This is a genomic window from Serratia sp. CY47444, assembly GCF_052168635.1.
In the GTDB taxonomy this organism is placed as follows: domain Bacteria; phylum Pseudomonadota; class Gammaproteobacteria; order Enterobacterales; family Enterobacteriaceae; genus Serratia; species Serratia bockelmannii.
Genome location: NZ_JBJNMH010000003.1, coordinates 197881 through 220591, shown reverse-complemented (window position 1 = coordinate 220591; position 22711 = coordinate 197881). Strand labels below are relative to the sequence as shown.

At 57.2% G+C, this 22711-nt stretch carries 23 protein-coding genes and 1 other annotated feature; of the genes, 20 read left to right on the top strand and 3 right to left on the bottom strand.

Features of this window, described 5'->3' with window-relative positions; all coding sequences use genetic code 11:
* Positions 1–129: 129 nt before the first annotated feature.
* Positions 130–429 (bottom strand): type V toxin-antitoxin system endoribonuclease antitoxin GhoS, encoded by a 300-nt coding sequence (gene ghoS / locus ACJ8IL_RS07500; RefSeq protein WP_025302606.1) that lies wholly within the window; start codon positions 427–429, stop codon positions 130–132.
* Positions 430–538: 109 nt separating this feature from the next.
* Between ghoS and ACJ8IL_RS07495 the strand changes: the two genes are divergently transcribed.
* The 6 genes from ACJ8IL_RS07495 (at position 539) to ACJ8IL_RS07470 (ending at position 8196) form a co-directional block, all read left to right on the top strand.
* Positions 539–1204: a transglycosylase SLT domain-containing protein gene (locus ACJ8IL_RS07495; RefSeq protein ID WP_025302607.1), complete on the top strand. Its 666-nt coding sequence runs from the start codon at positions 539–541 to the stop codon at positions 1202–1204.
* A gap of 307 nt (positions 1205–1511) precedes the next feature.
* Positions 1512–2237, top strand: a complete 726-nt coding sequence (locus tag ACJ8IL_RS07490; RefSeq protein WP_025302608.1) for a gluconate 2-dehydrogenase subunit 3 family protein — start codon at positions 1512–1514, stop codon at positions 2235–2237.
* Between the two features lie 2 nt (positions 2238–2239).
* Entirely contained in the window at positions 2240–4021 is a 1782-nt protein-coding gene (locus tag ACJ8IL_RS07485; RefSeq protein ID WP_025302609.1) for a GMC family oxidoreductase, read from the top strand.
* 12 nt (positions 4022–4033) lie between these two features.
* Complete coding sequence (locus ACJ8IL_RS07480) at positions 4034–5371, top strand: c-type cytochrome (RefSeq protein WP_141997908.1); 1338 nt, start codon at positions 4034–4036, stop codon at positions 5369–5371.
* Between the two features lie 257 nt (positions 5372–5628).
* Positions 5629–6912: a serine/threonine protein kinase gene (locus ACJ8IL_RS07475; RefSeq protein ID WP_043143391.1), complete on the top strand. Its 1284-nt coding sequence runs from the start codon at positions 5629–5631 to the stop codon at positions 6910–6912.
* Positions 6913–7062: 150 nt separating this feature from the next.
* A complete protein-coding gene (locus ACJ8IL_RS07470; RefSeq protein ID WP_442516454.1) occupies positions 7063–8196 on the top strand; it encodes an ABC transporter substrate-binding protein in 1134 nt (377 codons plus the stop codon).
* A gap of 37 nt (positions 8197–8233) precedes the next feature.
* Here ACJ8IL_RS07470 and ACJ8IL_RS07465 read toward each other — a convergent pair whose 3' ends face one another.
* Both ACJ8IL_RS07465 and ACJ8IL_RS07460 read right to left on the bottom strand, forming a co-directional pair.
* The gene (locus tag ACJ8IL_RS07465) at positions 8234–8920 is read right to left on the bottom strand and encodes a MarC family NAAT transporter (RefSeq protein ID WP_016927970.1); all 687 of its coding nucleotides are present in this window, start codon (positions 8918–8920) and stop codon (positions 8234–8236) included.
* 107 nt (positions 8921–9027) lie between these two features.
* A complete protein-coding gene (locus tag ACJ8IL_RS07460) occupies positions 9028–9255 on the bottom strand; it encodes a hypothetical protein (RefSeq protein WP_025302614.1) in 228 nt (75 codons plus the stop codon).
* 223 nt (positions 9256–9478) lie between these two features.
* Here ACJ8IL_RS07460 and ACJ8IL_RS07455 point away from each other — a divergent pair, with 223 nt between their 5' ends.
* From ACJ8IL_RS07455 to btuD, 14 genes are all read left to right on the top strand, one after another.
* Entirely contained in the window at positions 9479–10528 is a 1050-nt protein-coding gene (locus tag ACJ8IL_RS07455; RefSeq protein WP_043143370.1) for a YrzE family protein, read from the top strand.
* 240 nt (positions 10529–10768) lie between these two features.
* Entirely contained in the window at positions 10769–11392 is a 624-nt protein-coding gene (locus tag ACJ8IL_RS07450; RefSeq protein ID WP_025302616.1) for a hypothetical protein, read from the top strand.
* A gap of 218 nt (positions 11393–11610) precedes the next feature.
* Positions 11611–13539 carry a threonine--tRNA ligase gene (gene thrS, locus ACJ8IL_RS07445; RefSeq protein WP_025159696.1) on the top strand — a complete coding sequence of 643 codons (1929 nt, stop codon included), beginning with the start codon at positions 11611–11613 and terminating at the stop codon, positions 13537–13539.
* A gap of 3 nt (positions 13540–13542) precedes the next feature.
* Positions 13543–14094 carry a translation initiation factor IF-3 gene (gene infC, locus ACJ8IL_RS07440; protein WP_048233542.1) on the top strand — a complete coding sequence of 184 codons (552 nt, stop codon included), beginning with the start codon at positions 13543–13545 and terminating at the stop codon, positions 14092–14094.
* A 98-nt stretch (positions 14095–14192) separates the two neighbouring features.
* Positions 14193–14390, top strand: coding sequence for a 50S ribosomal protein L35 (gene rpmI / locus ACJ8IL_RS07435; RefSeq protein ID WP_004931418.1), 198 nt, complete (start codon positions 14193–14195; stop codon positions 14388–14390).
* A 43-nt stretch (positions 14391–14433) separates the two neighbouring features.
* The gene (gene rplT / locus ACJ8IL_RS07430; RefSeq protein ID WP_004931417.1) at positions 14434–14790 is read left to right on the top strand and encodes a 50S ribosomal protein L20; all 357 of its coding nucleotides are present in this window, start codon (positions 14434–14436) and stop codon (positions 14788–14790) included.
* Between the two features lie 113 nt (positions 14791–14903).
* Positions 14904–15026, top strand: a sequence feature (Phe leader region).
* Complete coding sequence (pheM, locus tag ACJ8IL_RS07425) at positions 14908–14952, top strand: pheST operon leader peptide PheM (protein WP_121626058.1); 45 nt, start codon at positions 14908–14910, stop codon at positions 14950–14952. It overlaps the preceding feature by 45 nt.
* A 187-nt stretch (positions 15027–15213) precedes the next feature.
* Positions 15214–16197, top strand: coding sequence for a phenylalanine--tRNA ligase subunit alpha (gene pheS, locus ACJ8IL_RS07420; RefSeq protein ID WP_043143373.1), 984 nt, complete (start codon positions 15214–15216; stop codon positions 16195–16197).
* 14 nt (positions 16198–16211) lie between these two features.
* On the top strand, positions 16212–18599 hold the full coding sequence (pheT, locus tag ACJ8IL_RS07415) for a phenylalanine--tRNA ligase subunit beta (protein ID WP_049205172.1): 2388 nt from the start codon (positions 16212–16214) through the stop codon (positions 18597–18599).
* Positions 18600–18603: 4 nt separating this feature from the next.
* Positions 18604–18900: an integration host factor subunit alpha gene (gene ihfA, locus ACJ8IL_RS07410; protein ID WP_004931414.1), complete on the top strand. Its 297-nt coding sequence runs from the start codon at positions 18604–18606 to the stop codon at positions 18898–18900.
* A gap of 552 nt (positions 18901–19452) precedes the next feature.
* Entirely contained in the window at positions 19453–19869 is a 417-nt protein-coding gene (locus ACJ8IL_RS07405) for a DUF2502 domain-containing protein (RefSeq protein ID WP_197826565.1), read from the top strand.
* A gap of 179 nt (positions 19870–20048) precedes the next feature.
* Positions 20049–21056 carry a vitamin B12 ABC transporter permease BtuC gene (gene btuC / locus ACJ8IL_RS07400; protein ID WP_060432948.1) on the top strand — a complete coding sequence of 336 codons (1008 nt, stop codon included), beginning with the start codon at positions 20049–20051 and terminating at the stop codon, positions 21054–21056.
* 45 nt (positions 21057–21101) lie between these two features.
* The gene (locus tag ACJ8IL_RS07395; protein WP_025302621.1) at positions 21102–21653 is read left to right on the top strand and encodes a glutathione peroxidase; all 552 of its coding nucleotides are present in this window, start codon (positions 21102–21104) and stop codon (positions 21651–21653) included.
* 5 nt (positions 21654–21658) lie between these two features.
* Positions 21659–22414 carry a vitamin B12 ABC transporter ATP-binding protein BtuD gene (gene btuD / locus ACJ8IL_RS07390; protein ID WP_060432949.1) on the top strand — a complete coding sequence of 252 codons (756 nt, stop codon included), beginning with the start codon at positions 21659–21661 and terminating at the stop codon, positions 22412–22414.
* Positions 22415–22711 lie beyond the last annotated feature (297 nt).

Here is a 22711-nt window from a genome sequence, read left to right as displayed (position 1 = left end):
TGACGTCTCCTGGTTCAAATGAAAATGATTATCAATATCAATTGAAGCGAAGTCAAGCGTCACTTGCCCACCGCCGGCGGGGTATTTCTCCAACTGAAAAAATAATACCGTCCGGGGAGTTATAGCATTTTATGTATCAGTATGTAACCGCTGAAGGTAGTCCTCACAGGCGCATATCGTCACCTCCGGCTGTTTTCCCAATGCCAACTGCCCGAACCCCTGCGCCAGGCGCAGTACATCCTCTTGATCCAGCACGGTTATGAACGCGAAACTGTTGCTGCCGAGCTCATGGTGAACGCCATTTTCGTCTGTCACCGACGTGACAAAACCTTCGCGCGTCAATTGCCCGGTCAGCTTCGCCAGGTCGGTTAATCCCGCTTCCTGATAGCGAAAAGTCACCACAAAGCAGTTTGTTGCAGATTGACTCATAAATCACCTCTTGGTATATGGATAGCTTGAGATTAGCCCAAAAAATTACTGCAGGTGTCCTTACAAGTTGTATATGCTACGCAACTCATTGAAAGGAGTGAGGGATTCTGTGAAAACAAAAATAGGTTGCCTTACGGCAATTTTGCTTTTGTCGGGGTGCGCCAAAGACCCACAAACGGCAAGCAATATTTCAGGCAGTGGCACAACGCGCGGCGGTTGGTTAAAACCCCCTCCGCAGGCACCGGTAAACCGCACAGGCACCCCGGTTGCTTATAACGATTACATTCGTCAGGCCGCCAGCAACTACGGCGTTGACGAAACGCTGATTAAAGCGATTATTCAGGTGGAGTCCGGGTTTAACCCGAACGTGGTCAGCACCTCGAACGCAGTGGGATTGATGCAGCTTAAGGCTTCTACCGCCGGCCGCGACGCCTATCGCATGAAAGGACGAAACGGGCAACCCAGCTCGCGTGAGCTGAAAGATCCGGCGGTCAATATTGATCTGGGAACGGCCTATATCAATATTCTTCAAAGCCAGCAGCTAGCCGGGATCAACAACCCTCAGACTCTGCGTTATGCCACCATCGTTTCGTACGTGAACGGGGCGGGTGCCATGTTACGCACCTTCTCCTCGGACAAGCGTGTGGCGGTGAATCGCATCAATCAGATGAGTCCGGACGAGTTTTATCAGCACATCCAGAAAAAGCACCCGGCACCGCAGGCGCCGCGCTATTTGTGGAAGGTGACCACCGCCTACCAGGCGATGTCGCAGTAACCCTCTCTTTTGTCGAATCGGCCGCTGAACGCGGCCGATTTTGTTTATGGCGCCGCTTAAGAGCACGACGCACCTCTCATTTTTCGTTATTTCCTCGCCGGTTATCAGAAAAACCGCACAAAAAGTTAAATTTACGTTAGCAGATAAATCTTTACGTTCATTCAATAAGTTACCGGTAACATTTTTGCATTTGCTCGCATTCTGACCTTCAATAAATAGACAAATAAGTAACAAATTATTTTAAAAACCCGTATCGATCGCAAGGTTGCGGTTAAATAGTTGTGACTATCTTTGGATGGAATGTGACATGTCGAATCATAAAACCAACAATTCGCGGCGCGATTTCTTGTTGAAATCGATGACCTTAATTCCTGCGGCGGTAATTGGTGGCAGTGGCGTTGGCGCGCTGACGGCACCGGCACCAGCGGTCGCGGCCCCGAACACTTCAACGCAGAACGATTACCAACCGACCTTTTTCACCCCGGAAGAGTGGGCCTTCATCAGGGCCGCCGTCGCGCGCCTGATCCCGGCCGACGAACGCGGCCCTGGCGCACTGGAAGCCGGCGTGCCGGAGTTTATCGATCGCCAGATGAATACCCCATACGCCACCGGCTCCATCTGGTACATGCAGGGGCCATTCAACCCCGATGTGCCGAAGGAGATGGGTTATCAGCTGCCGCTGGTGCCCAAGCAAATCTACAACCTCGGCATCAGTGACGCCGACGCCTACAGCAAGAAAACCGCCGGCAAGCCCTTCGCCGAACTGGATGGCGCACAGCAAGACGCCATGCTGCAAAAGTTCGAGTCCGGCGAGGCGGAGTTCCAGCAGCTGCCGTCGAAACTGTTCTTCTCCTATCTGTTGCAAAACACCCGCGAAGGTTTCTTCAGCGATCCTATCCATGGCGGCAACAAAGACATGGTGGGCTGGAAGCTGATTAATTTTCCGGGCGCGCGCGCCGATTTTATGGACTGGGTTGAGCGAGGGGAGCGTTATCCCTTCCCGCCCGTCTCGATTCGTGGGGAGAGGGGCTGATCATGGCAACGGTAATGAAAAAAGTAGATGCGGTGATCGTCGGTTTCGGCTGGGTGGGCGCGATCATGGCCAAAGAGCTGACCGAGGCCGGCCTCAACGTGGTGGCGTTGGAGCGTGGCCCGATGCGCGACACCTATCCGGACGGTTCTTATCCGCAGGTGATCGACGAGCTGACCTATAACATCCGCCGCAAACTGTTCCAGGATCTGTCGAAAAGCACCGTCACCATTCGCCACAACAGCAGCCAGACCGCGGTGCCTTACCGCCAGCTGGCGGCGTTCCTGCCGGGCACCGGCGTTGGCGGTGCCGGCCTGCACTGGTCGGGCGTGCATTTTCGCGTCGATCCGATCGAACTGCGCATGCGCAGCCACTATGAAGAGCGCTACGGCAAAAACTTCATTCCGAAGGACATGACCATCCAGGACTTCGGCGTGACCTACGACGAGCTGGAACCGTTCTTCGATAAAGCGGAGAAAGTGTTCGGCACCTCCGGCACCGCCTGGACCATCAAAGGGCAGAAAGTGGCGCAGAAGGGCGGCAACCGCTTTGCGGCGGATCGTTCCAGCGACTTCCCGCTGCCGGCGCAGAAAAATACCTACTCCGCCCAGCTGTTCGAGAAAGCGGCGCTGGAGGTGGGTTATCACCCTTACAACCTGCCGTCCGCCAACACCTCGGACTCTTACACCAACCCGTACGGCGCGCAGATGGGCCCGTGCAACTTCTGCGGTTTCTGCAGCGGCTACGCCTGCTACATGTATTCCAAGGCCTCGCCGAACGTCAACATCTTGCCGGCGCTGCGCATGGAGAAACGTTTCGAGCTGCGCACCAACGCCAACGTGCTGAAGGTCAACCTGACCGACGACAAGTCTCGCGCCACCGGCGTGAACTACGTCGATGCGCAGGGCCGCGAGATTGAACAGCCGGCCGATCTGGTGATCCTGGGCGCGTTCCAGTTCCACAACGTGCACCTGATGCTGCTGTCCGGCATCGGCAAGCCTTACGATCCGGTGACCGGCGAAGGCGTGGTCGGGCGCAACTTCGCCTACCAGAACATGACCACCATCAAGGCGTTCTTCGATAAAGACGTGTTCACCAACCCGTTCATCGGCGCCGGCGGCAACGGCGTGGGCGTGGACGACTTCAACGCCGATAACTTCGACCATGCCAAAGAAGGCTTCGTCGGCGGTTCGCCGTTCTGGGTCAACCAGGCTGGCACCAAGCCGATCTCCGGCCTGCCGACGCCTCCGGGCACCCCGGCCTGGGGCAGCAAATGGAAAGCGGCGGTGGCGGATGCCTACACCCACCACGTTTCGATGGACGCCCACGGCGCGCACCAGTCGTACCGCAACAACTATCTGGATCTCGATCCCAACTACAAGAACGTCTTTGGCCAGCCGCTGCTGCGCATGACGTTCGACTGGCAGGAAAACGACATCAAGATGGCGCAGTTCATGTACGACAAGATGGCGCCGATCGCCAAGGCGATGAACCCGAAACTGATCGCCGGCAGCCCGAAAAACGCCAACAGCCACTTCGACACCACCAGCTACCAGACCACCCATATGAACGGCGGCGCGGTAATGGGGGAAGATCCGAAGACCAGCGCGGTCAACCGCTATCTGCAGAGCTGGGACGTGCACAACGTGTTCTCGATCGGCGCATCGGCCTTCCCGCAAGGGCTGGGCTACAACCCGACCGGCACCGTGGCGGCGCTGGCTTACTGGTCTGCCCGCGCCATTCGCGAGCAGTATCTGAAAAACCCAGGCCCATTGGTGCAGGCATAAGGACGGCGAACGATGAAAGCATTTGTACCGGCACTGGTTCTCAGTGCAGTGAGTTTTTCCGTTTGGGCGCAGGACGCCACCGTCAGCAGCGAGCTGATCAAGCGCGGTGAATACCTGGCGCGCGCCGGCGACTGCGTGGCTTGCCACACCGACGGCAAGAGCGGCAAAACCTTCGCCGGCGGTCTGGCGATGGAGACGCCGATCGGCACCATTTACTCCACCAACATCACGCCGGACAAGAAAACCGGCATCGGCGATTACAGCTTCGAGGATTTCGACAACGCGGTGCGTAAGGGCGTAGCCAAAAACGGCAGCACCCTGTACCCGGCGATGCCGTACCCGTCGTTCGCACTGGTGAAAGAGGACGACATGCGCGCCATGTATGCCTATTTCATGCACGGCGTGCAGCCGGTGGAGCAGGCCAACAAGGATTCCGACATCCCGTGGCCGCTGTCGATGCGCTGGCCGCTGAGCATCTGGCGCGGCATGTTCGCGCCGTCGCCGGCGGATTTCGTCGCTGACGCCAAGGCCGATCCGGTGATTGAGCGCGGCCGCTACCTGGTGGAAGGTCTGGGCCACTGCGGTGCCTGCCATACCCCGCGCAGCATCACCATGCAGGAAAAAGCGCTGAGCAACAGCGAAAGCGACGACTACCTGTCCGGCAGCAACGCGCCGATCGACGGCTGGGTGGCTTCCAGCTTGCGCAGCGACCGTAAGGATGGCCTGGGCAGCTGGAGCGAAGCCGAGCTGACCGAGTTCCTGAAAACCGGCCGTAACGACAAGGCGATCGTGTTTGGCGGCATGAGCGACGTGGTGGAGCACAGCCTGCAATACCTGAGCGACGACGATCTGACCGCCATCGCACGCTACCTGAAATCGCTGCCGCCGAAAGACGGCAAGCAGCAGGCGGCACCGGTCGAAGACAGCGTGGCCAAGGATCTGTGGCGCGGTGACGACAGCAAGCCCGGCGCGGCGCTGTATGTCGATAACTGCGCGGCCTGCCACCGCACCGACGGCGTGGGCTATAAGCGCGCCTTCCCGTCGCTGAAGGGCAACCCGGTGGTGCAGACCGAGGACGCGACCTCGCTGATCCACATCGTGCTGACCGGTAACACCACGCCGGTGGTGCAGGGCGCGGTGTCCAACATCACCATGCCGCCGTTTGGCTGGCGTCTGAACGATCAGCAGGTGGCGGACGTGGTGAACTTCATCCGTACCAGCTGGGGCAACAGCGCCAAACCGGTGAGCGCCTCCGACGTGGCCGACGTGCGTAAAGACCGCTCGATGATCCGCGACGAGAAGGAGATGGGCAGCGCCGAGGTGCCGGACCATCCGGACGCGAAGAAGTAAACCGCTTAAGGGCTCCGCAAGGAGCCCTTAGTTTTTCCTGCCCGTGCCGGTTTTTTCAGCATTTTCTGTTCGCAAATCATCCGTTCAGCCGATAAAACATAGACCCGCAGCGGATTTTTCATTATCCTTTGCCGTCCTTTCATCAGGCGTAAGTATGAAATATCGCTTTAATTCACTGATTACTATTAAAAAATTCGCGGAGAAGGATATCCCGTTAGGCGCAATCGTTGGCGCTGCAGATTAAGGTAGACTGTCTCATGAGTACGATTTCTCCCGATTCAGGCACGCTGACGGCCGCTCAGCCTGCCAAATGGAACAAAACCGACACCGTCTGGATGTTCGGTCTCTATGCCACCGCGGTGGGCGCCGGCACATTGTTCTTGCCGATCAACGCCGGTTTGAACGGCCCGCTGGTGCTGCTGTTGATGGCGCTGTTCGCTTTCCCGTTGACCTATTTGCCGCACCGCGCGCTCAGCCGCTTCGTGCTTTCTGGCTCCAGCCGCGACGGCAATATTCACGATGTGGTGGTGGAACACTTCGGCGTGCTGGCCGGAAAAATCATCATGATGCTGTATCTGATGGCGTTCTTCCCGATCGTGCTGGTGTACAGCATTTCGATCACCAACGCGCTGGACAGCTTCCTGATCCACCAGTTCCACGTGGCGCCGCTGCCGCGTATCTGGCTGAGTCTGGCGGTGGTCGTAGTGCTCAATCTGGTGCTGCTGCGTGGCAAAGACAGCATCGTGGCGGCGATGGGCATGCTGGTGTTCCCGCTGCTGGTGTTCCTGATGGGTATTTCGCTGTACCTGATGCCGAGCTGGAATACCGCCAACTTCGTGCACGGCCTGGCCACCACCCGCTTCGACACGCCGGGGCTGTGGCATTCACTGTGGCTGGCGGTGCCTGTGATGGTGTTTTCCTTCAGCCATGCGCCGATCATCTCCTCCTTCGCCTCGACCCAGAAGAGCCTGTATGGCGACAAGGCGGAGCGCCGCTGCGCGCGCATCATGCGCTACAGCTATGTGCTGATCTGCGTTACCGTGCTGTTTTTCGTGTTCAGTTGCGTGCTGAGCCTGTCCCATGAAGACATGCAGCAGGCGAAAGATCAGAACATCACGGTGCTGACCACGCTGGCCAACAAGTTTTCCAACCCGCTGATCGCCTATCTCGGCCCGGTGATGGCAATGCTGGCAATGGCTAAATCCTATCTCGGCACCTCGCTGGGGGTGACGGAAGGGGCGACCAGCCTGATCGATGGCGTCACGCGCGCGGTCGGCAAGCCGCTCAGCTCGCGCATGACGCACCGCATCTCGGCGGTGGCACTGTTCCTGCTCACCTGGGCGGCGACGGTGTGGAACCCCAGCGCGCTGCACATCATCGAAACCATCAGCGGCCCGCTGATTGCAGCGATCCTGTTCATCCTGCCGATGTACGCGGTGCGTGCGGTGCCGGCCATGCGCCAATATCGCGCGGCGAGCAACGTCTTCGTGCTGGTGATGGGCTTGATTGCGCTGTCGGCGCTGATCTACGGCCTGATGTGATCCCCTGGGCGCGCCGGCTCCGGTGCGCCTCTTATCCTTCCTTTACACATCCCTTTGCAATTAATCGCCGGCATGCTGGGCGTTATCTTTGATAATGCAAGCCATTCTCATTAGTATTTCCTGAATGTATTCATGACTAAGGAGTCTTTCGTGCACCGTCGAATCACTTTGCCGGCGCTGGTCTGCGCCGCCTTACTCGCCTCTCCGGCGATGGCCACTACCTATCCGTTGACCCTGACCGACACCTCCGGCCAGACGGTCACCCTCCCGCAGGAGCCGAAACGCATCGTGGTGCAGGACGGGCGCGACATTCTCACGCTGGCGCTGCTCGATCGCGCCAACCCGTTCGGCCGGCTGGTGGCCTGGAATAACCTGCTGAAGAAAAGCGACGCGGCGACCTGGGAAATCTTGCAGAGCAAATGGCCGGCGGCGAAAAACATCATCGACATGGGATTCAGCGATAAAGGCGAGGTGAATCTGGAGAGCGTGATCGCCAAGCGCCCCGATCTGATGATCGCCCAGCTGCGCTCCAAGCCTTCGCTGAGCCAAACCGGCGTGCTGGATAAGCTGAAGGCGCTGAACGTGCCGGTGCTGTTTATCGATACCATGCTCAAGCCGGTGGAAAACACGCCGAAAAGCGTGACGCTGTTGGGGGAAACCCTCAACCGTGAAAGCGAAGCCAAGCAATATACCGATTATTATCAGCAGCATTATCAGGCCATTCTGGCCAAAACGCAGGCGGTGGCACCCAAACCGTTGGTGTTCTTCGAAGCCAAGGCCGGTCTGAATGGCCTGGAATCCTGCTGCTTCACCCATGCGCACGTCGGCTGGGGCGCGTTGGTCGAAGCGGTCGGCGCGCGTAACATCGGTTCTGCGCTGCTGCCGGGTGCGACCGGCGACGTGGCGCTGGAAAAAGTGATCAGTATGAAACCGGATGCGTATATCGTTTCCGGCTCGCAGTGGGCCAGCAAGACCAATGCCGCGGTGCCATTCGGCTATGGCGTGACGCAGCAGCAGGTGGATGAGGCCTTCAACCGCATGAAACAGCGCCCGGGGTTCTCGCAGGTGTCGGCGGTGAAGGAAGGGCGGTTCTACGGCATCTACCATAACTTCTACAACCACCCGTACAACATCGTGGGGCTGGAGTATCTGGCGAAGTTTATCTATCCGGCGCAGTTCCCGGATCTGGATCCGGCCAAGACCTACAGCGAGATCCTCAGTCGCTTTACCGAAGTGCCGGAAGGCAATGGCATTTTGGGCGCGCAGGCGCCGGCGGGGAAATAACGGCAACGGGCGCGACGATCGCGCCCGTTTTGTATGATCAGGCGGCCGGCGTATAGGTGGAGATAATCTCCAGCACGCCGTTGATGATGAACTGTACGCCCATGCACACCAGCAGGAACCCCATCAGGCGCGAGATCGCCTCGATGCCGCTTTTCCCCACCAACCGCATGATGGCGCCGGAACTGAGCAGGCAGGCCCACAGGATCACCGCGACCGTCAGGAAGATGGCGACCGGCGCCACGGCCAACACCCAGGGTTCAAAACCCAGCGAGTTCGCTTTGACGCTCGACGCCGAGCTGATGATCATCGCGATGGTGCCCGGCCCGGCGGTGCTCGGCATGGCCAGCGGCACGAAGGCGATGTTGGCCGACGTCTTGTGGCGCAGCTCGTGCGACTTGCTCTCCACCTCCGGCGCGTCTTCGGGGCTCTGCTGCGGGAACAGCATGCGAAAACCGATGAAGGCGACGATCAGGCCGCCGGCGATGCGCAGGCCGGGGATCGAAATGCCGAAGGTGTTCATCACCACCTGCCCGGCGTAAAACGCCACCGTCATGATGCAGAACACATAAACCGAGGCCATCAGCGACTGCTGATTACGCTCTTCGCGCGTCATATTGCCGGACAACCCGAGCAGCAACGCCACCGTGGTCAGCGGGTTGGCCAGCGGCAACAGCAGCACCAAACCCAGTCCGATGGCCTGGAATAACTGCAAAATACCCGTCATAAAATAGACTCCCTGTGCAACGTTCAAGCCGCCAAACGGCGGCCCATGAGCTGAACAGCCTAGCCTGCCGTACGCCTGGCGGCAATGGGGATAGCTCGTAACGTTAATTAACCGTCGGCCCGGGCGTTCAGCGTCGCCGGCCGGCGAAATTCGTCGGCGGGAGCCTCATCGTCATCGCCGCACTCGCCGGCGAGCTCAGGTTCATCCTCACACCCCAGCGGCGCCTCGTTGACCGCGATCGCGCGCGGCACCGAACGCGCGCCAAAATGCACCAGCCCATATAACGTCGCCAATGCCGCGCACGCCACGATGAGGGCTGCGAGTAACCGGTTCATGTTTTGCGCTAAGACCCTGTTCACTGGTGGATAGCGTAAGAATAGTGATGCTAAGACGGTCTGTCAGCGTATCGCCGCTGAGAGTAGACGCACTCTTGATGTTATTATCATTAATTATTTTTAACTGTTTTCACCCTTTAACCGCCTGATTGATGAAGCGAGTCTATAATGGTAAGGCTTTCTGGCATTTCTTTATAATCGAAAACTTAAAAGGAGTTTTACTATGGAAGTGGCAAAAGAATGGGTAGCGGCGAAAAAAATCTCCTGGGGCAGCGTCATCGGCGGCGTGATCACCGTATTGGCTGTTTCACTGCTGCTGTCGACGTTAGGCACCAGTCTTGGATTCTCCATCGTGGATCCGACATCAGACGATCCGATAAACGGCGCCGGTACCACCGTAGTGATTTGGTCCGCTGTTTCAATCATTATTAGTTTGGCCGCCGGCGCTTTTATTGCTGGGCGTTTGGCTGCTAATGACGGACTTATTCATGGCTTCCTGGTCTGGGCTACGTCACTGATTGTGGCGGCGGTACTGGGTGGGATGCTGGTCGGGTCTGCAGTGAAGGCGACCGGCAATGCGCTGGGCGCTATCGCTTCGACCTCCGGCAGCTTGCTCTCCGGCGCCGGTTCAGCGATTGGCAAAGGGGCATCCGGATTGGCGGACGCCGGCGGTAAAGTGTTTGACAAGTTGGGCATTGACACAACCTTGGAACCTGAACAGCTGCAAGGCGATGTGGTTACGGCGCTTAAAAAAAGCGGTATCCCGTCATTGCAGCCTGAATTCATGCAACAGCAGTTGAATGCGGCCAAAACTGATTTGGCGGACGCAGTAAAAGCCCTGGCACTTCAGCCTGACAATAGCGACGCCATTATTAATCAACTGGTCGCCAAGCTTAAAAAACAGGGTGAGGCCATCTCGCAAGATGTGGATCAAGACGCCCTGAAAAAGGCCTTGGCAGAAAATACCGATATGACGCCGCAGGAAGTGGACCAGACGGTGAAGAATTTGGTCGAAGCCAAAAATAAAACTGCGCAGCTGGTTAATCAGCGTTTGGATGACGCCGAAGCAAAAATCAATCAGGCAAAACAGGAGTATGTGGAGCTGAAACAGAAAGCGCGCGAACAGGCTGCCGCTGCTGCAGACGAATTGTCGCGGGCCGCATTATGGTCATTCTTTGCGCTGTTGATTGGCGCAGTGGTCAGTGCGTTGGCAGGCTTGTGGGGCGTTAACACCAATGCCCGCCGTATCGCGGTATCACCTGCGCAGGCGTAATCTTCGGGCTCCTTTGCGCGTCTCGATGATAGAGGGATGAGAGCCTGGAATACTGACGACGATGAAGTGACAGCCAGGAAAGACTGGCCCCACCCCGGCCCAGGTGCCGGGGTTTTTTTATTGTTTCGGCGTAATTAACGACCACCTTTCGCGTGGCTCAGGGCATTAGGCACCAATTGCCACGATCCCTGAGAACAGGTGGATACCATAGATGCGCTGTAAATAATAATGAGTGTGATTATGAAACAAGAACTGCATCTTTTACTGGGGAAAATCGGCGCATTCGCGCTTTCCGCCGCCTTCATGGCGGCATTGGTCGGCCTGGTGTTTATCGATGTGCACTGGCTGCATAACTTCGTTCATGAAACCTCGCTGACCGAAGCGGCACAGGAACTGTTGCTGCTCGCCATCTCCGGCGGTTTTTTCGCCGCGGCCCGGCGACAGGCTGAACGGCGTTCCGCCTGGCTGCTGGTTGGCGGCTTCTTTCTCTGCATGCTGATCCGCGAGATGGACTTCGCGTTCGATGCGTTGTGGCATGGCGCCTGGGTGTGGTTCGCACTGGCGGTCGCCTTGGCCTGCCTGTGGCATGCGGCACGGCATATTGCGGCCACGGTGCGCGGTCTGGCCTATTTCGTGACGCATCCCGGCTACGGCATGATGTGCGCCGGCCTGCTGTGCATTCTGGTGTTTTCACGCCTGTTCGGCATGAGCGCGCTGTGGCAAACGCTGATGCTGGACGGCTACAACCGAGTGGTGAAAAACATGGTGGAAGAGGGGTGCGAACTGTTGGGCTATGGCCTGTGTCTGTTGGCTACCCTCAGCTATCTGAAAGGCGTTTTGGCATCGAATGAGGCGAAAGTGTGAGGGCGGTGGCACTTTATTTATCCGGAACAATTTTAGTGATACTATTCGCTTAGCCGAATGCGGCTGAGAAGGTATGCGTTCCATTCTGTATACCCAGTGAGGTTTCAATCTGGCAATTGTGGGCGAGATCTGAAACCTGGCTGACCAAACCCAAAATCCAATTTTCGTACTGCATGTGATCTGTCGTGTGGGTCACCACTGTAGATAAGGAATTATTAATGCCTGTTATTACCCTTCCTGACGGAAGTCAGCGTCATTTCGACCACCCCGTTTCCCCGATGGATGTCGCGCGCGATATCGGCCCTGGCCTGGCGAAAGCCTGTATCGCCGGCCGCGTCAACGGCGAGCTGGTTGACGCCGGCGATCTGATCGAATCGGATGCGCAGTTGGCCATCATCACCATCAAAGATGAAGACGGTCTGGAAATCATGCGCCACTCCTGCGCGCACCTGCTGGGTCATGCGATCAAGCAGCTGTGGCCGGATACCAAAATGGCGATCGGTCCGGTGATCGACAACGGTTTTTATTATGACGTGGACATCGACCGCACCCTGACGCAGGAAGACCTGGATCTGCTGGAAAAGCGGATGCACGAGTTGGCCGATAAGGATTACGACGTCATCAAGAAGAAGGTCAGCTGGCAAGAAGCCCGTGACACCTTCGCTGAGCGCGGCGAAATCTATAAAGTGGCGATCCTGGATGAGAACATCAGCCATGACGATCGTCCGGGCCTGTATCACCACGAAGAATACGTCGACATGTGCCGCGGCCCGCACGTGCCGAACATGCGTTTCTGCCACCATTTCAAACTGCAGAAAACCTCCGGCGCTTACTGGCGTGGCGACAGCAAAAACAAAATGCTGCAGCGTATCTACGGTACCGCCTGGGCAGACAAGAAGCAGCTGAACGCCTACCTGCAGCGTCTGGAAGAAGCGGCCAAGCGCGATCACCGCAAGATCGGCAAACAGCTCGACCTGTATCACATGCAGGAAGAAGCGCCGGGTATGGTGTTCTGGCACAACGACGGTTGGACTATCTTCCGCGAGCTGGAAGCCTTCGTGCGCATGAAGCTCAAAGAGTATCAGTACCAGGAAGTGAAAGGTCCGTTCATGATGGACCGCGTGCTGTGGGAAAAAACCGGCCACTGGGAAAACTACAAAGACGCCATGTTCACCACCGCGTCGGAAAACCGCGAATACTGCATCAAGCCGATGAACTGCCCGGGTCACGTGCAGATCTTCAACCAGGGCCTGAAGTCGTACCGTGATTTGCCGCTGCGCATGGGTGAATTCGGCAGCTGCCACCGCAACGAGCCTTCGGGTTCCCTGCACGGCCTGATGCGCGTGCGCGGCTTCACGCAGGATGACGCCCACATTTTCTGTACCGAAGAGCAGGTGCGCGCCGAAGTGAACGAATGTATCCGCATGGTGTATGACGTGTACGGCACTTTCGGCTTCGACAAGATCGCCGTCAAGCTGTCCACGCGTCCGGAAAAACGCATCGGCACCGACGACATGTGGACCCGTGCGGAAGAAGACCTGGCCGCTGCGCTGACCGAGAACGGCATTCCGTTTGAATATCAGCCGGGTGAGGGCGCCTTCTACGGACCGAAAATTGAATTTACCCTGCATGATTGTTTGGATCGCGCATGGCAATGTGGTACCGTGCAGCTCGATTTCTTCTTGCCGGGCCGTTTGGGCGCATCGTACGTTGGCGAAAACAACGATCGCGTCGTGCCGGTAATGATTCACCGCGCCATTTTGGGCTCCATGGAACGCTTCATCGGTATCCTTACCGAAGAATATGCCGGGTTCTACCCGACCTGGATCGCTCCGGTGCAGGTGGTGGTGATGAATATCACCGATAGCCAGTCTGATTACGTCCAGCAATTGACCAAAAAACTGCAGGATGCAGGTATTCGCGTGAAAGCGGACTTGAGAAATGAGAAGATTGGCTTTAAAATTCGCGAACATACTTTACGTCGAGTCCCTTACATGTTGGTGTGCGGTGACAAAGAGGTCGAAGCAGGCAAAGTTGCCGTTCGTACCCGCCGTGGCAAAGACTTGGGAAGCCTGGACGTAAACGAAGTCGTAGACAAGCTGCTGAAAGAGATTCGCAGCCGTAGTCTTCATCAACTGGAGGAATAAAGTATTAAAGGCGGAAAACGAGTTCAACCGGCGCGTCCTAATCGCATTAACAGAGAAATTCGCGCGCAAGAAGTTCGCCTAACCGGCGTCGATGGCGAGCAGATTGGTATTGTCAGTCTGAATGAAGCTCTTGAAAAAGCTGAGGAAGCGGGCGTTGATTTAGTAGAAATCAGCCCAAATGCCGAACCGCCAGTTTGCCGAATCATGGATTACGGCAAATTCCTCTACGAGAAGAGCAAGTCGACGAAAGAACAGAAGAAGAAGCAAAAAGTTATCCAGGTTAAGGAAATCAAATTCCGTCCTGGCACCGATGATGGCGACTATCAGGTCAAACTACGCAACCTGATTCGCTTTCTGGAAGATGGCGATAAAGCCAAAATCACCCTGCGTTTCCGTGGGCGTGAGATGGCGCACCAGCAGATCGGCATGGAAGTGCTTAACCGCGTCCGTAAAGACCTGTGTGAAGATATGGATCTGGCAGTGGTCGAATCCTTCCCTACGAAGATCGAAGGCCGCCAGATGATTATGGTGCTCGCTCCTAAGAAGAAACAGTAAGGCTTACAAGTAATGGAACCCGCGCGGCGCTTGCGCTGTGTGGGTTTTATTCGCCCAACTGATTCGTTGTTTAACAATGCGAAGTGGATTTAATTAAAATGCCAAAGATTAAAACTGTACGTGGTGCAGCCAAGCGCTTCAAAAAAACCGGCAGCGGTGGTTTTAAGCGTAAACATGCCAACCTGCGTCATATTCTGACCAAAAAAGCAACCAAGCGTAAACGTCACCTGCGTCCGAAAGGCATGGTGTCTAAAAACGATCTGGTCCTGGTTACCGCGTGCCTGCCGTACGCATAAGCCATTTTTTTTGAATTTAGAATAAGACTTTAGGAGAGAGCATATGGCTCGCGTAAAACGTGGTGTAATTGCACGCGCACGTCACAAGAAAATTATGAAGCAGGCGAAAGGTTACTACGGTGCCCGTTCGCGCGTATATCGTGTTGCCTTCCAGGCAGTAATCAAAGCAGGCCAGTATGCTTACCGTGACCGTCGTCAACGTAAGCGTCAGTTCCGTCAGCTGTGGATTGCACGTATCAACGCAGCTGCTCGTCAGAACGGTCTGTCTTACAGCAAGTTCATCAACGGCTTGAAAAAAGCGTCGATCGAAATTGACCGTAAGATCCTGGCTGACATCGCAGTCTTCGACAAAGTGGCCTTCGGCGCACTGGTTGAGAAAGCGAAAGCAGCTCTGGCGTAAGTCAGTAGAAGAGGGAGCTTGCTCCCTCTTTTAATCTTTGTTTTCAGCGACAAATATTGACTTTCATTGCCCGCCGCTATATCACTGGTGGTCAATCATCGACAAGGTACCGCAATCATGCACGCAGCTATTTTTCGTTTCTTTTTTTACTTTAGCGCCTGATTTCAGGAGGCTTTGCGCGTAAGAAAAGAAACGAAAAGTAGCGCCTAAGCCTCCCTCGTGGAGGCTTTTTTGTTTTTGGCCATCGGCTCGCCTTGCAAAGCGTTGCGGTGAGAACGGCGGGTACTCAGCCGGCCCTGTGCCGCGCAGGTGAGCCATCCGGCCGACAACGCATTGAAAAGTCTTTGAAGATTGCTCAAAGGCGTGTTCGAATAATAGATAACAATTACTTAGGGCCATCCCGGCCAGAGGAAGAGGAAAGCAATGCCACATCTCGCAGAGCTGGTTGCCAGTGCCAAGGCAGCCGTAGAAGATGCCCAGGATGTTGCCGCGTTAGATTTGGTACGCGTCGAATATTTTGGCAAGAAAGGTCATTTCACCTTGCAGATGCAGTCTCTGCGCGACGTACCGGCGGAAGACCGCCCGGCGGCCGGCGCGGTGATCAACCAGGCCAAGCAAGAGGTGCAAGACGCCCTGAATGCGCGCAAGAACGCGCTGGAAAGCGCCGCGCTGAACGCGCGCCTGGCGGCTGAAACCATCGACGTCTCTCTGCCGGGCCGTCGCATGGAAAACGGCGGCCTGCACCCGGTGACCCGCACCATCGACCGCATCGAAACCTTCTTCGGCGAGCTGGGCTTCTCCGTCGCTACCGGCCCGGAGATTGAAGACGATTACCATAACTTCGACGCGCTGAATATTCCAGGGCATCACCCGGCGCGCGCCGACCACGATACCTTCTGGTTCGACGCCACGCGCCTGCTGCGCACTCAGACCTCCGGCGTGCAGATCCGCACCATGAAGAACCAGCAGCCGCCGATCCGCATCATTGCGCCGGGCCGCGTTTATCGTAACGACTACGATCAGACTCACACCCCGATGTTCCACCAGATGGAAGGGCTGATCGTTGATAAAGACATCAGCTTCACCAACCTGAAGGGCACGCTGCACGATTTCCTGAATAACTTCTTTGAAGAAGACCTGCAGGTTCGTTTCCGTCCGTCCTACTTCCCGTTCACCGAACCGTCCGCTGAAGTGGACGTGATGGGCAAGAACGGCAAATGGCTGGAAGTGCTGGGCTGCGGCATGGTGCATCCGAACGTGCTGCGCAACGTGGGCATCGATCCGGAAGTTTACTCCGGCTTCGCCTTCGGTATGGGCATGGAGCGCCTGACGATGCTGCGTTACGGCGTCACCGACCTGCGCGCATTCTTCGAAAACGATCTGCGTTTCCTCAAACAGTTTAAGTAAGGCGGGAATATCACATGAAATTCAGTGAACTCTGGTTGCGCGAGTGGGTAAACCCGGCCATCAGCAGCGAAGCATTATCCGATCAAATCACCATGGCCGGTTTGGAAGTGGACGGCGTGGATCCGGTTGCCGGCGCGTTTAACGGCGTTGTGGTGGGCGAAGTGGTCGAGTGCGGCCAACACCCGAACGCCGACAAACTGCGCGTCACCAAGGTTAACGTAGGCGGCGATCGCCTGCTCGACATCGTCTGCGGCGCGCCGAACTGCCGCACCGGCCTGAAAGTGGCGGTCGCCACCGTGGGCGCGGTGCTGCCGGGCGACTTCAAAATCAAGGCCGCCAAGCTGCGCGGCGAGCCTTCGGAAGGCATGCTGTGCTCATTCTCCGAGCTGGGCATTTCCGACGATCATGACGGCATCATTGAGCTGCCGCTGGATGCGCCGATCGGCACCGACATCCGCGACTATCTGAAACTGAACGACAACACCATCGAGATCAGCGTCACGCCGAACCGCGCCGACTGCCTGGGCATCATCGGCGTTGCGCGTGACGTGGGCGTACTGAACCAGGTTGCGCTGACCGAGCCGGATATGAGCCCGGTGGCTGCCACTATCGACGCCACGCTGCCGATCCGCGTTGACGCGCCGCAGGCGTGCCCGCGTTATCTGGGCCGCGTGGTGAAAGGCATCGACGTCAAGGCGCCAAGCCCGCTGTGGATGCGTGAAAAACTGCGTCGTTGCGGTATCCGTTCTATCGATGCCGTCGTCGACGTCACCAACTATGTGCTGTTGGAACTTGGCCAGCCGATGCACGCCTTCGATCTGAGCCGCATCGACGGCGGCATCGTGGTGCGCATGGCGGAAGAAGGGGAAACCTTGACGCTGCTGGACGGTAACGAAGCCAAACTGAACGCCGACACCTTAGTGATCGCCGATCATCAAAAAGCGTTGGCGATGGGCGGCATCTTCGGTGGCGAGCATTCCGGCGTCAACGGGGAAACCCAGGACGTGCTGCTGGAGTGCGCTTTCTTCAGTCCGCTATCGATCACCGGTCGCGCGCGCCGTCACGGCCTGCACACCGATGCTTCTCATCGCTATGAGCGCGGTGTCGATCCGGCGCTGCAGTACAAAGCGATGGAGCGCGCCACGCGCCTGCTGCTCGACATCTGTGGCGGCCAGGCCGGTCCGATTATTGACGTGACCGATGAAAACGAACTGCCGAAGCGCGCCACCATCACGCTGCGCCGCGAGAAGTTGGATCGCCTGATCGGCCACGTGGTGCCGAGCGAGCAGGTCAGCGACATTCTGCGCCGCCTGGGTTGCCAGGTGACCGAGCAGGGCGACAGCTGGCAAGCGATCGCGCCGAGCTGGCGTTTTGATATGGAGATCGAAGAGGATCTGGTGGAAGAAGTGGCGCGTGTTTACGGCTACGACAACATCCCGGATGTGCCGGTGCGTGCCGATCTGGTGATGACCCAGCATCGCGAAGCCGATCTGACGCTCAAGCGCGTGAAGACCATGCTGGTCGATCACGGTTATCAGGAAGCGATCACCTATAGCTTCGTCGATCCGAAAGTGCAGGCGTTGCTGCATCCGAATGAAGAAGCGCTGATCCTGCCGAGCCCGATTTCGGTCGAAATGTCGGCCATGCGCCTGTCGCTGTGGACCGGCCTGCTGTCCGCGGTAGTGTACAACCAGAACCGCCAGCAGACGCGTCTGCGCCTGTTCGAAAGCGGCCTGCGCTTTGTGCCTGATAGTGCGGCAAATCTGGGTATCCGTCAGGACGTCATGCTGGCAGGCGTGATCGCCGGCCATACGCACGATGAACATTGGGATCTGGCGCGCAAGCCCGTCGACTTCTATGATTTAAAAGGGGATCTGGAGTCTGTCCTCGAGCTGACCGGTAAATTATCCGAAATTCAGTTCCGGGCGGAAGCCAATCCGGCCCTGCATCCAGGGCAAAGTGCGGCGATTTATTTGCACGGCGAACGCGTTGGTTTCATCGGTGTGGTTCACCCGGAACTTGAACGTAAACTGGATCTTAACGGCCGCACCGTGGTGTTTGAACTGGAGTGGAACAAGCTTGCGAGCCGCGCCGTGCCTCAGGCGCGGGAGATTTCGCGCTTCCCGGCAAACCGCCGTGATATCGCTGTTGTGGTGGCTGAAAACGTCCCCGCAGAAGATATTTTGGCCGAGTGTAAGAAAGTTGGCGCAAATCAGGTAGTTGGCGTAAACTTGTTTGACGTGTACCGTGGCAAGGGCGTGGCAGAAGGTGACAAGAGCCTGGCTATCAGTCTGGTATTGCAGGATACCGCTCGTACACTGGAAGAAGAGGAGATAGCCGCTACCGTTGCAAAATGCGTAGAGGCTCTAAAACAGCGATTCCAAGCATCCTTGAGGGATTGAACCTATGGCGCTTACTAAAGCTGAAATGTCAGAACACCTGTTTGAGAAGCTTGGGCTTAGCAAACGGGACGCCAAAGACCTGGTGGAACTGTTCTTTGAAGAGGTCCGTCGGGCCCTTGAGAATGGCGAACAGGTAAAACTGTCGGGTTTTGGCAACTTTGATCTGCGTGACAAGAACCAACGTCCGGGGCGTAACCCGAAGACCGGCGAAGACATTCCGATTACGGCGCGCCGCGTGGTGACCTTCCGTCCGGGGCAGAAGCTGAAAAGCCGGGTAGAAAACGCCAGCCCGAAAGGGTGAGTGACGTGACATCAAAAAAGGCCGCTTGCGCGGCCTTTTTCTTTTCTGGGGCAAAATTCAGTTTATTCCTAATTCTCAAGGCGACTATTAAATTTGTTCGTTAAGTCGGTATGGGGGATTAATTTAACCTCAGTTGCGGAATATTCTTATATCTTATTATTGTTGATGAGTGAATCTATTTTCTCTCCTCAGTAACGGCCGTAATAATGGCCAGGGCCATCGCCGCGGTGGCCGCCGCCCCAGTGAGGGCCCCAGCAGCAGGCGCTGAGGCTTGAGGCCAAGGCTACAACGGCTAACAACCTACCTATACGTTTAATCATTTTATTATCCTCCGATGGGAATCCGGTTAATTATAATTGTCGCGTCGCTTAAGCGATGTCAGCAATTCATTAAGCCTTGTCAGTGGCTATGATAATTAAAGGCGGCGGCAAACAGTGTAGGGATTGTGTAAGGCCGTCGAAAACGATCTGAAAATAGGCATCGATGAGATAGTCGTTAAATAAATGCGCTGATATAACCACTGCAGCAAGAAAAATAGAGTGAGAAGGTAAAATGAAAAAAATCCTGTTGCTGGTGTGTATCCCGCTGTCGCTGCCGCTGGCGGCGCAGGCCGATGTGTCCGTCGATATCAACGTGCCGGGCGTTTCTCTGCACCTGGGGGATCAGGACCGCCGCGGCTACTACTGGGATGGCTACGACTGGCGCCCACCGCAGTGGTGGCATGCGCACCAGGGCCGAGGTCTGGGGGAGCGCAATGCGCGCGGTCTGTACTGGGACGGCGGACGCTGGCAACCTTCGCCGCCGCGTGGCTATGAACATCGCCAGCCGGCACGCAGCGGCAATCCGTTCCACGGCGATCGCGATAATCGCGACCACGACCGCCGTCATGACGATCGTGGTGACCATGACCGCCGTGATGACGCCCGCGGTCAGCCTTATCCACCGGGCAACGCCGGCCCGCATCGTTAATCCCTGAGTTTATCGGCGGCTGGTTTTGCCATCATCGTTGCGATGACGGGCAGGACCAGCCGCTGCTTTCCTGCGCCATCGCCTACGCAAGGCTTCCCCTTGCGGCGTTAACCCCCTAATATTCGACTCAGACGTCAATTATCCGGCCACGACAGCGGCCGGCAGGGAATCGCCGCGCCATGCCAACCAGCCGTACCTTCACCTTACTGTTGCAACATCAACGTTACTGCGATAAACGCCAGGTCAGTCTGTTGGCGCTGGGCGTGGCGGTGGCTTTACTGTTCAGCCTTTGCGCCGGCGACCAATGGATATGGCCGTCAGAATGGTTCAGCGAACGGGCGCAACTGTTCGTTTGGCAACTGCGCTTGCCGCGCGCGCTGGCGGTGATGCTGGTCGGCGCTGCCCTGGCGGTGGCGGGCGCGGTGATGCAGGCGCTGTTTGAAAACCCGCTGGCGGAGCCCGGTCTGCTGGGCGTCGCTAACGGCGCCGGTGTCGCGCTGGTGCTGACGGTGTTGTTGGGGCACGGTTTGTTGCCGGTGGCGCTGTTGAGCGCCGCCGCGATAGTCGGTGCGCTGGCGATGACTTTCTTGCTGTTGGGCTTTGCTCGCCGGCGACGCTTGACCAATGCGCGGTTGTTGCTGGTCGGCGTGGCGCTGGGCATCGTGTGTAGCGCGCTGATGACCTGGGCAGTTTATTTCAGTACCAGTCTCGATCTGCGGCAGCTGATGTACTGGATGATGGGCGGCTTCGGTGGCGTAGACTGGCGCCAAAAGTGGCTGGTGCTGGCGCTGCTGCCGGTGTTGCTGTGGCTGTGTGGCCAGGGGCGGGTGCTCAATCTGATGGCGCTGGGCGAGGTGCAGGCGCGACAGCTCGGGCTGTCGCTGCATCTGTGGCGCAATCTGCTGGTGCTGGCGATCGGCTGGCTGGTCGGTGTCAGCGTGGCGCTGGCCGGGGTGATCGGCTTCGTCGGCCTGGTGATCCCGCATATTTTGCGGCTTACGGGCCTGACTGACCAGCGCTATCTGTTGCCGGCCTGCGCGCTGGCGGGGGCCGGCGTGTTGCTGGTGGCCGATGTGGTGGCCCGCGTTGCGCTGCTGGCGGCCGAGCTGCCGATCGGCGTGGTGACCGCCACGCTGGGGGCGCCGCTATTTATCTGGTTACTGACCCGGACAAAGGGCGTAAGGTAGTTTTCTTTATTCACCTGCCATTAAAAAACCAAAGGATGACAACCGATGAGTAAGCCAATCTACAATCTGCCGTTACAGACCATCGAAAATCAGGCCACCACGCTGGGGAGCTATCAGGACAAGGTGCTGCTGGTGGTCAACGTAGCCTCGGAGTGCGGCCTGACCAAGCAGTACGAAGGGCTGGAAGCGCTGTACGAAACCTATCGCGATCGGGGGCTGGAAGTTCTGGGGTTCCCGTCCAATGAATTTCTGGGTCAGGAGCCGGGCAGCAACGAAGAGATCCTGGCGTTTTGCCGCGGAACCTTCGGCGTGCAATTCCCGATGTTCGCCAAGATTGAGGTGAACGGCGAAGGCCGTCATCCGCTGTATCAGGCGTTGATTGCCGCCCAGCCGGAAGCTGTCGCCCCGGAAGGCAGCGAGTTCCTGGCGCGGATGACCAGCAAAGGGCGTGCGCCGAAGCACACCGGCGATATTCTGTGGAACTTCGAGAAATTCCTTATCGCACGCGACGGCACGGTGATCCAGCGCTTCTCGCCTGACACCACGCCAGAGGATCCGGCGCTGGTGGCGGCGGTGAAACAAGCGCTGGCGGGATAATACGGATGCTGCAACTCGTTGAGGTTGGGGTGGCGGGGCGCCTGGCGCCTTTTACGGCACAGATTGACTGCGGGTTGCAGGTTCACCTGATCGGCCCAAATGGCGCAGGGAAGAGCACCTTGCTGGCCCGGGCGGCGGGCATGCTGCCGGGGCAGGGCGAAGTCTGCCTGGACGGACGCGCGCTGTCCGGTTATTCGGGCGACGAGCTGGCGCACCGACGCGGTTATCTCAGCCAGCAACAGCCGCCGGTGTCGCTCATGCCGGTGTTTCAGTATTTGGCGTTGCACCGTCCTGCCGGCGCGGCGCAAACCGAGGTGGAGCAAGCCATCCTCTATCTGTGCCAGCGGTTGAAGCTGGTGGATAAACTGTCACGCATGCTGGCGCAGCTTTCCGGCGGAGAATGGCAACGGGTGCGACTGGCGGCGGTATTGCTGCAGGTGTGGCCCAGCGTCAACCCGCATAGCCGATTGTTGTTGCTGGATGAACCGACCAATAGCCTGGATGTGGCGCAAAAGGTTGCGCTGGATCGCCTGCTGCGCGAATTCTGCCAAAGTGGGCGCAGCGCGCTAGTGTGTGCGCACGATCTGAATCATACCCTGCAGCAGGCCGATCGGGTTTGGTTGTTGCACGCTGGGCAGTTGGTCGCGCAGGGCATCACCCGTGAGGTGATGGTGCCCGCACTGTTGTCGCAGATCTATGAAGTGGATTTCCACCTGCAATGGGTGGGGAACCAGCGTTGGATCATGACCCGCACGGCTTAATTCGCCCCGGCGGCATAAATGTAAACGAAAACTAAACGTAGTGAATATAAATATCCGGGTAATCATCGGCTATTATTGTGCTGCCTCTCATTTTCTCGTGGATTTTCTTGAAAAACGTCGATGACGTGCTACGCTTGATTCGGCAAAAATAAAATAAGTAAATAATTATTAATAAATATAAGAAATTGATTTTAATAATAAATTTAAATTAATGATGACGGCACCTTCCTATCAGTTCTCCCACTGATGACGAGTCTCGTCTTAAGGTTTAGTTAAGCTTGCGGCCTTACATTGTCA

Coding starts and splice junctions, on each gene's coding strand:
- ghoS (WP_025302606.1), bottom strand. CDS start 429: ATGAGTCAATCTGCAACAAACTGCTTTGTGGTGACTTTTCGCTATCAG.
- ACJ8IL_RS07490 (WP_025302608.1), top strand. CDS start 1,512: ATGTCGAATCATAAAACCAACAATTCGCGGCGCGATTTCTTGTTGAAA.
- ACJ8IL_RS07485 (WP_025302609.1), top strand. CDS start 2,240: ATGGCAACGGTAATGAAAAAAGTAGATGCGGTGATCGTCGGTTTCGGC.
- ACJ8IL_RS07480 (WP_141997908.1), top strand. CDS start 4,034: ATGAAAGCATTTGTACCGGCACTGGTTCTCAGTGCAGTGAGTTTTTCC.
- ACJ8IL_RS07475 (WP_043143391.1), top strand. CDS start 5,629: ATGAGTACGATTTCTCCCGATTCAGGCACGCTGACGGCCGCTCAGCCT.
- ACJ8IL_RS07465 (WP_016927970.1), bottom strand. CDS start 8,920: ATGACGGGTATTTTGCAGTTATTCCAGGCCATCGGACTGGGTTTGGTG.
- ACJ8IL_RS07460 (WP_025302614.1), bottom strand. CDS start 9,255: ATGAACCGGTTACTCGCAGCCCTCATCGTGGCGTGCGCGGCATTGGCG.
- ACJ8IL_RS07455 (WP_043143370.1), top strand. CDS start 9,479: ATGGAAGTGGCAAAAGAATGGGTAGCGGCGAAAAAAATCTCCTGGGGC.
- ACJ8IL_RS07450 (WP_025302616.1), top strand. CDS start 10,769: ATGAAACAAGAACTGCATCTTTTACTGGGGAAAATCGGCGCATTCGCG.
- thrS (WP_025159696.1), top strand. CDS start 11,611: ATGCCTGTTATTACCCTTCCTGACGGAAGTCAGCGTCATTTCGACCAC.
- rpmI (WP_004931418.1), top strand. CDS start 14,193: ATGCCAAAGATTAAAACTGTACGTGGTGCAGCCAAGCGCTTCAAAAAA.
- rplT (WP_004931417.1), top strand. CDS start 14,434: ATGGCTCGCGTAAAACGTGGTGTAATTGCACGCGCACGTCACAAGAAA.
- pheS (WP_043143373.1), top strand. CDS start 15,214: ATGCCACATCTCGCAGAGCTGGTTGCCAGTGCCAAGGCAGCCGTAGAA.
- pheT (WP_049205172.1), top strand. CDS start 16,212: ATGAAATTCAGTGAACTCTGGTTGCGCGAGTGGGTAAACCCGGCCATC.
- ihfA (WP_004931414.1), top strand. CDS start 18,604: ATGGCGCTTACTAAAGCTGAAATGTCAGAACACCTGTTTGAGAAGCTT.
- ACJ8IL_RS07405 (WP_197826565.1), top strand. CDS start 19,453: ATGAAAAAAATCCTGTTGCTGGTGTGTATCCCGCTGTCGCTGCCGCTG.
- btuC (WP_060432948.1), top strand. CDS start 20,049: ATGCCAACCAGCCGTACCTTCACCTTACTGTTGCAACATCAACGTTAC.
- ACJ8IL_RS07395 (WP_025302621.1), top strand. CDS start 21,102: ATGAGTAAGCCAATCTACAATCTGCCGTTACAGACCATCGAAAATCAG.
- btuD (WP_060432949.1), top strand. CDS start 21,659: ATGCTGCAACTCGTTGAGGTTGGGGTGGCGGGGCGCCTGGCGCCTTTT.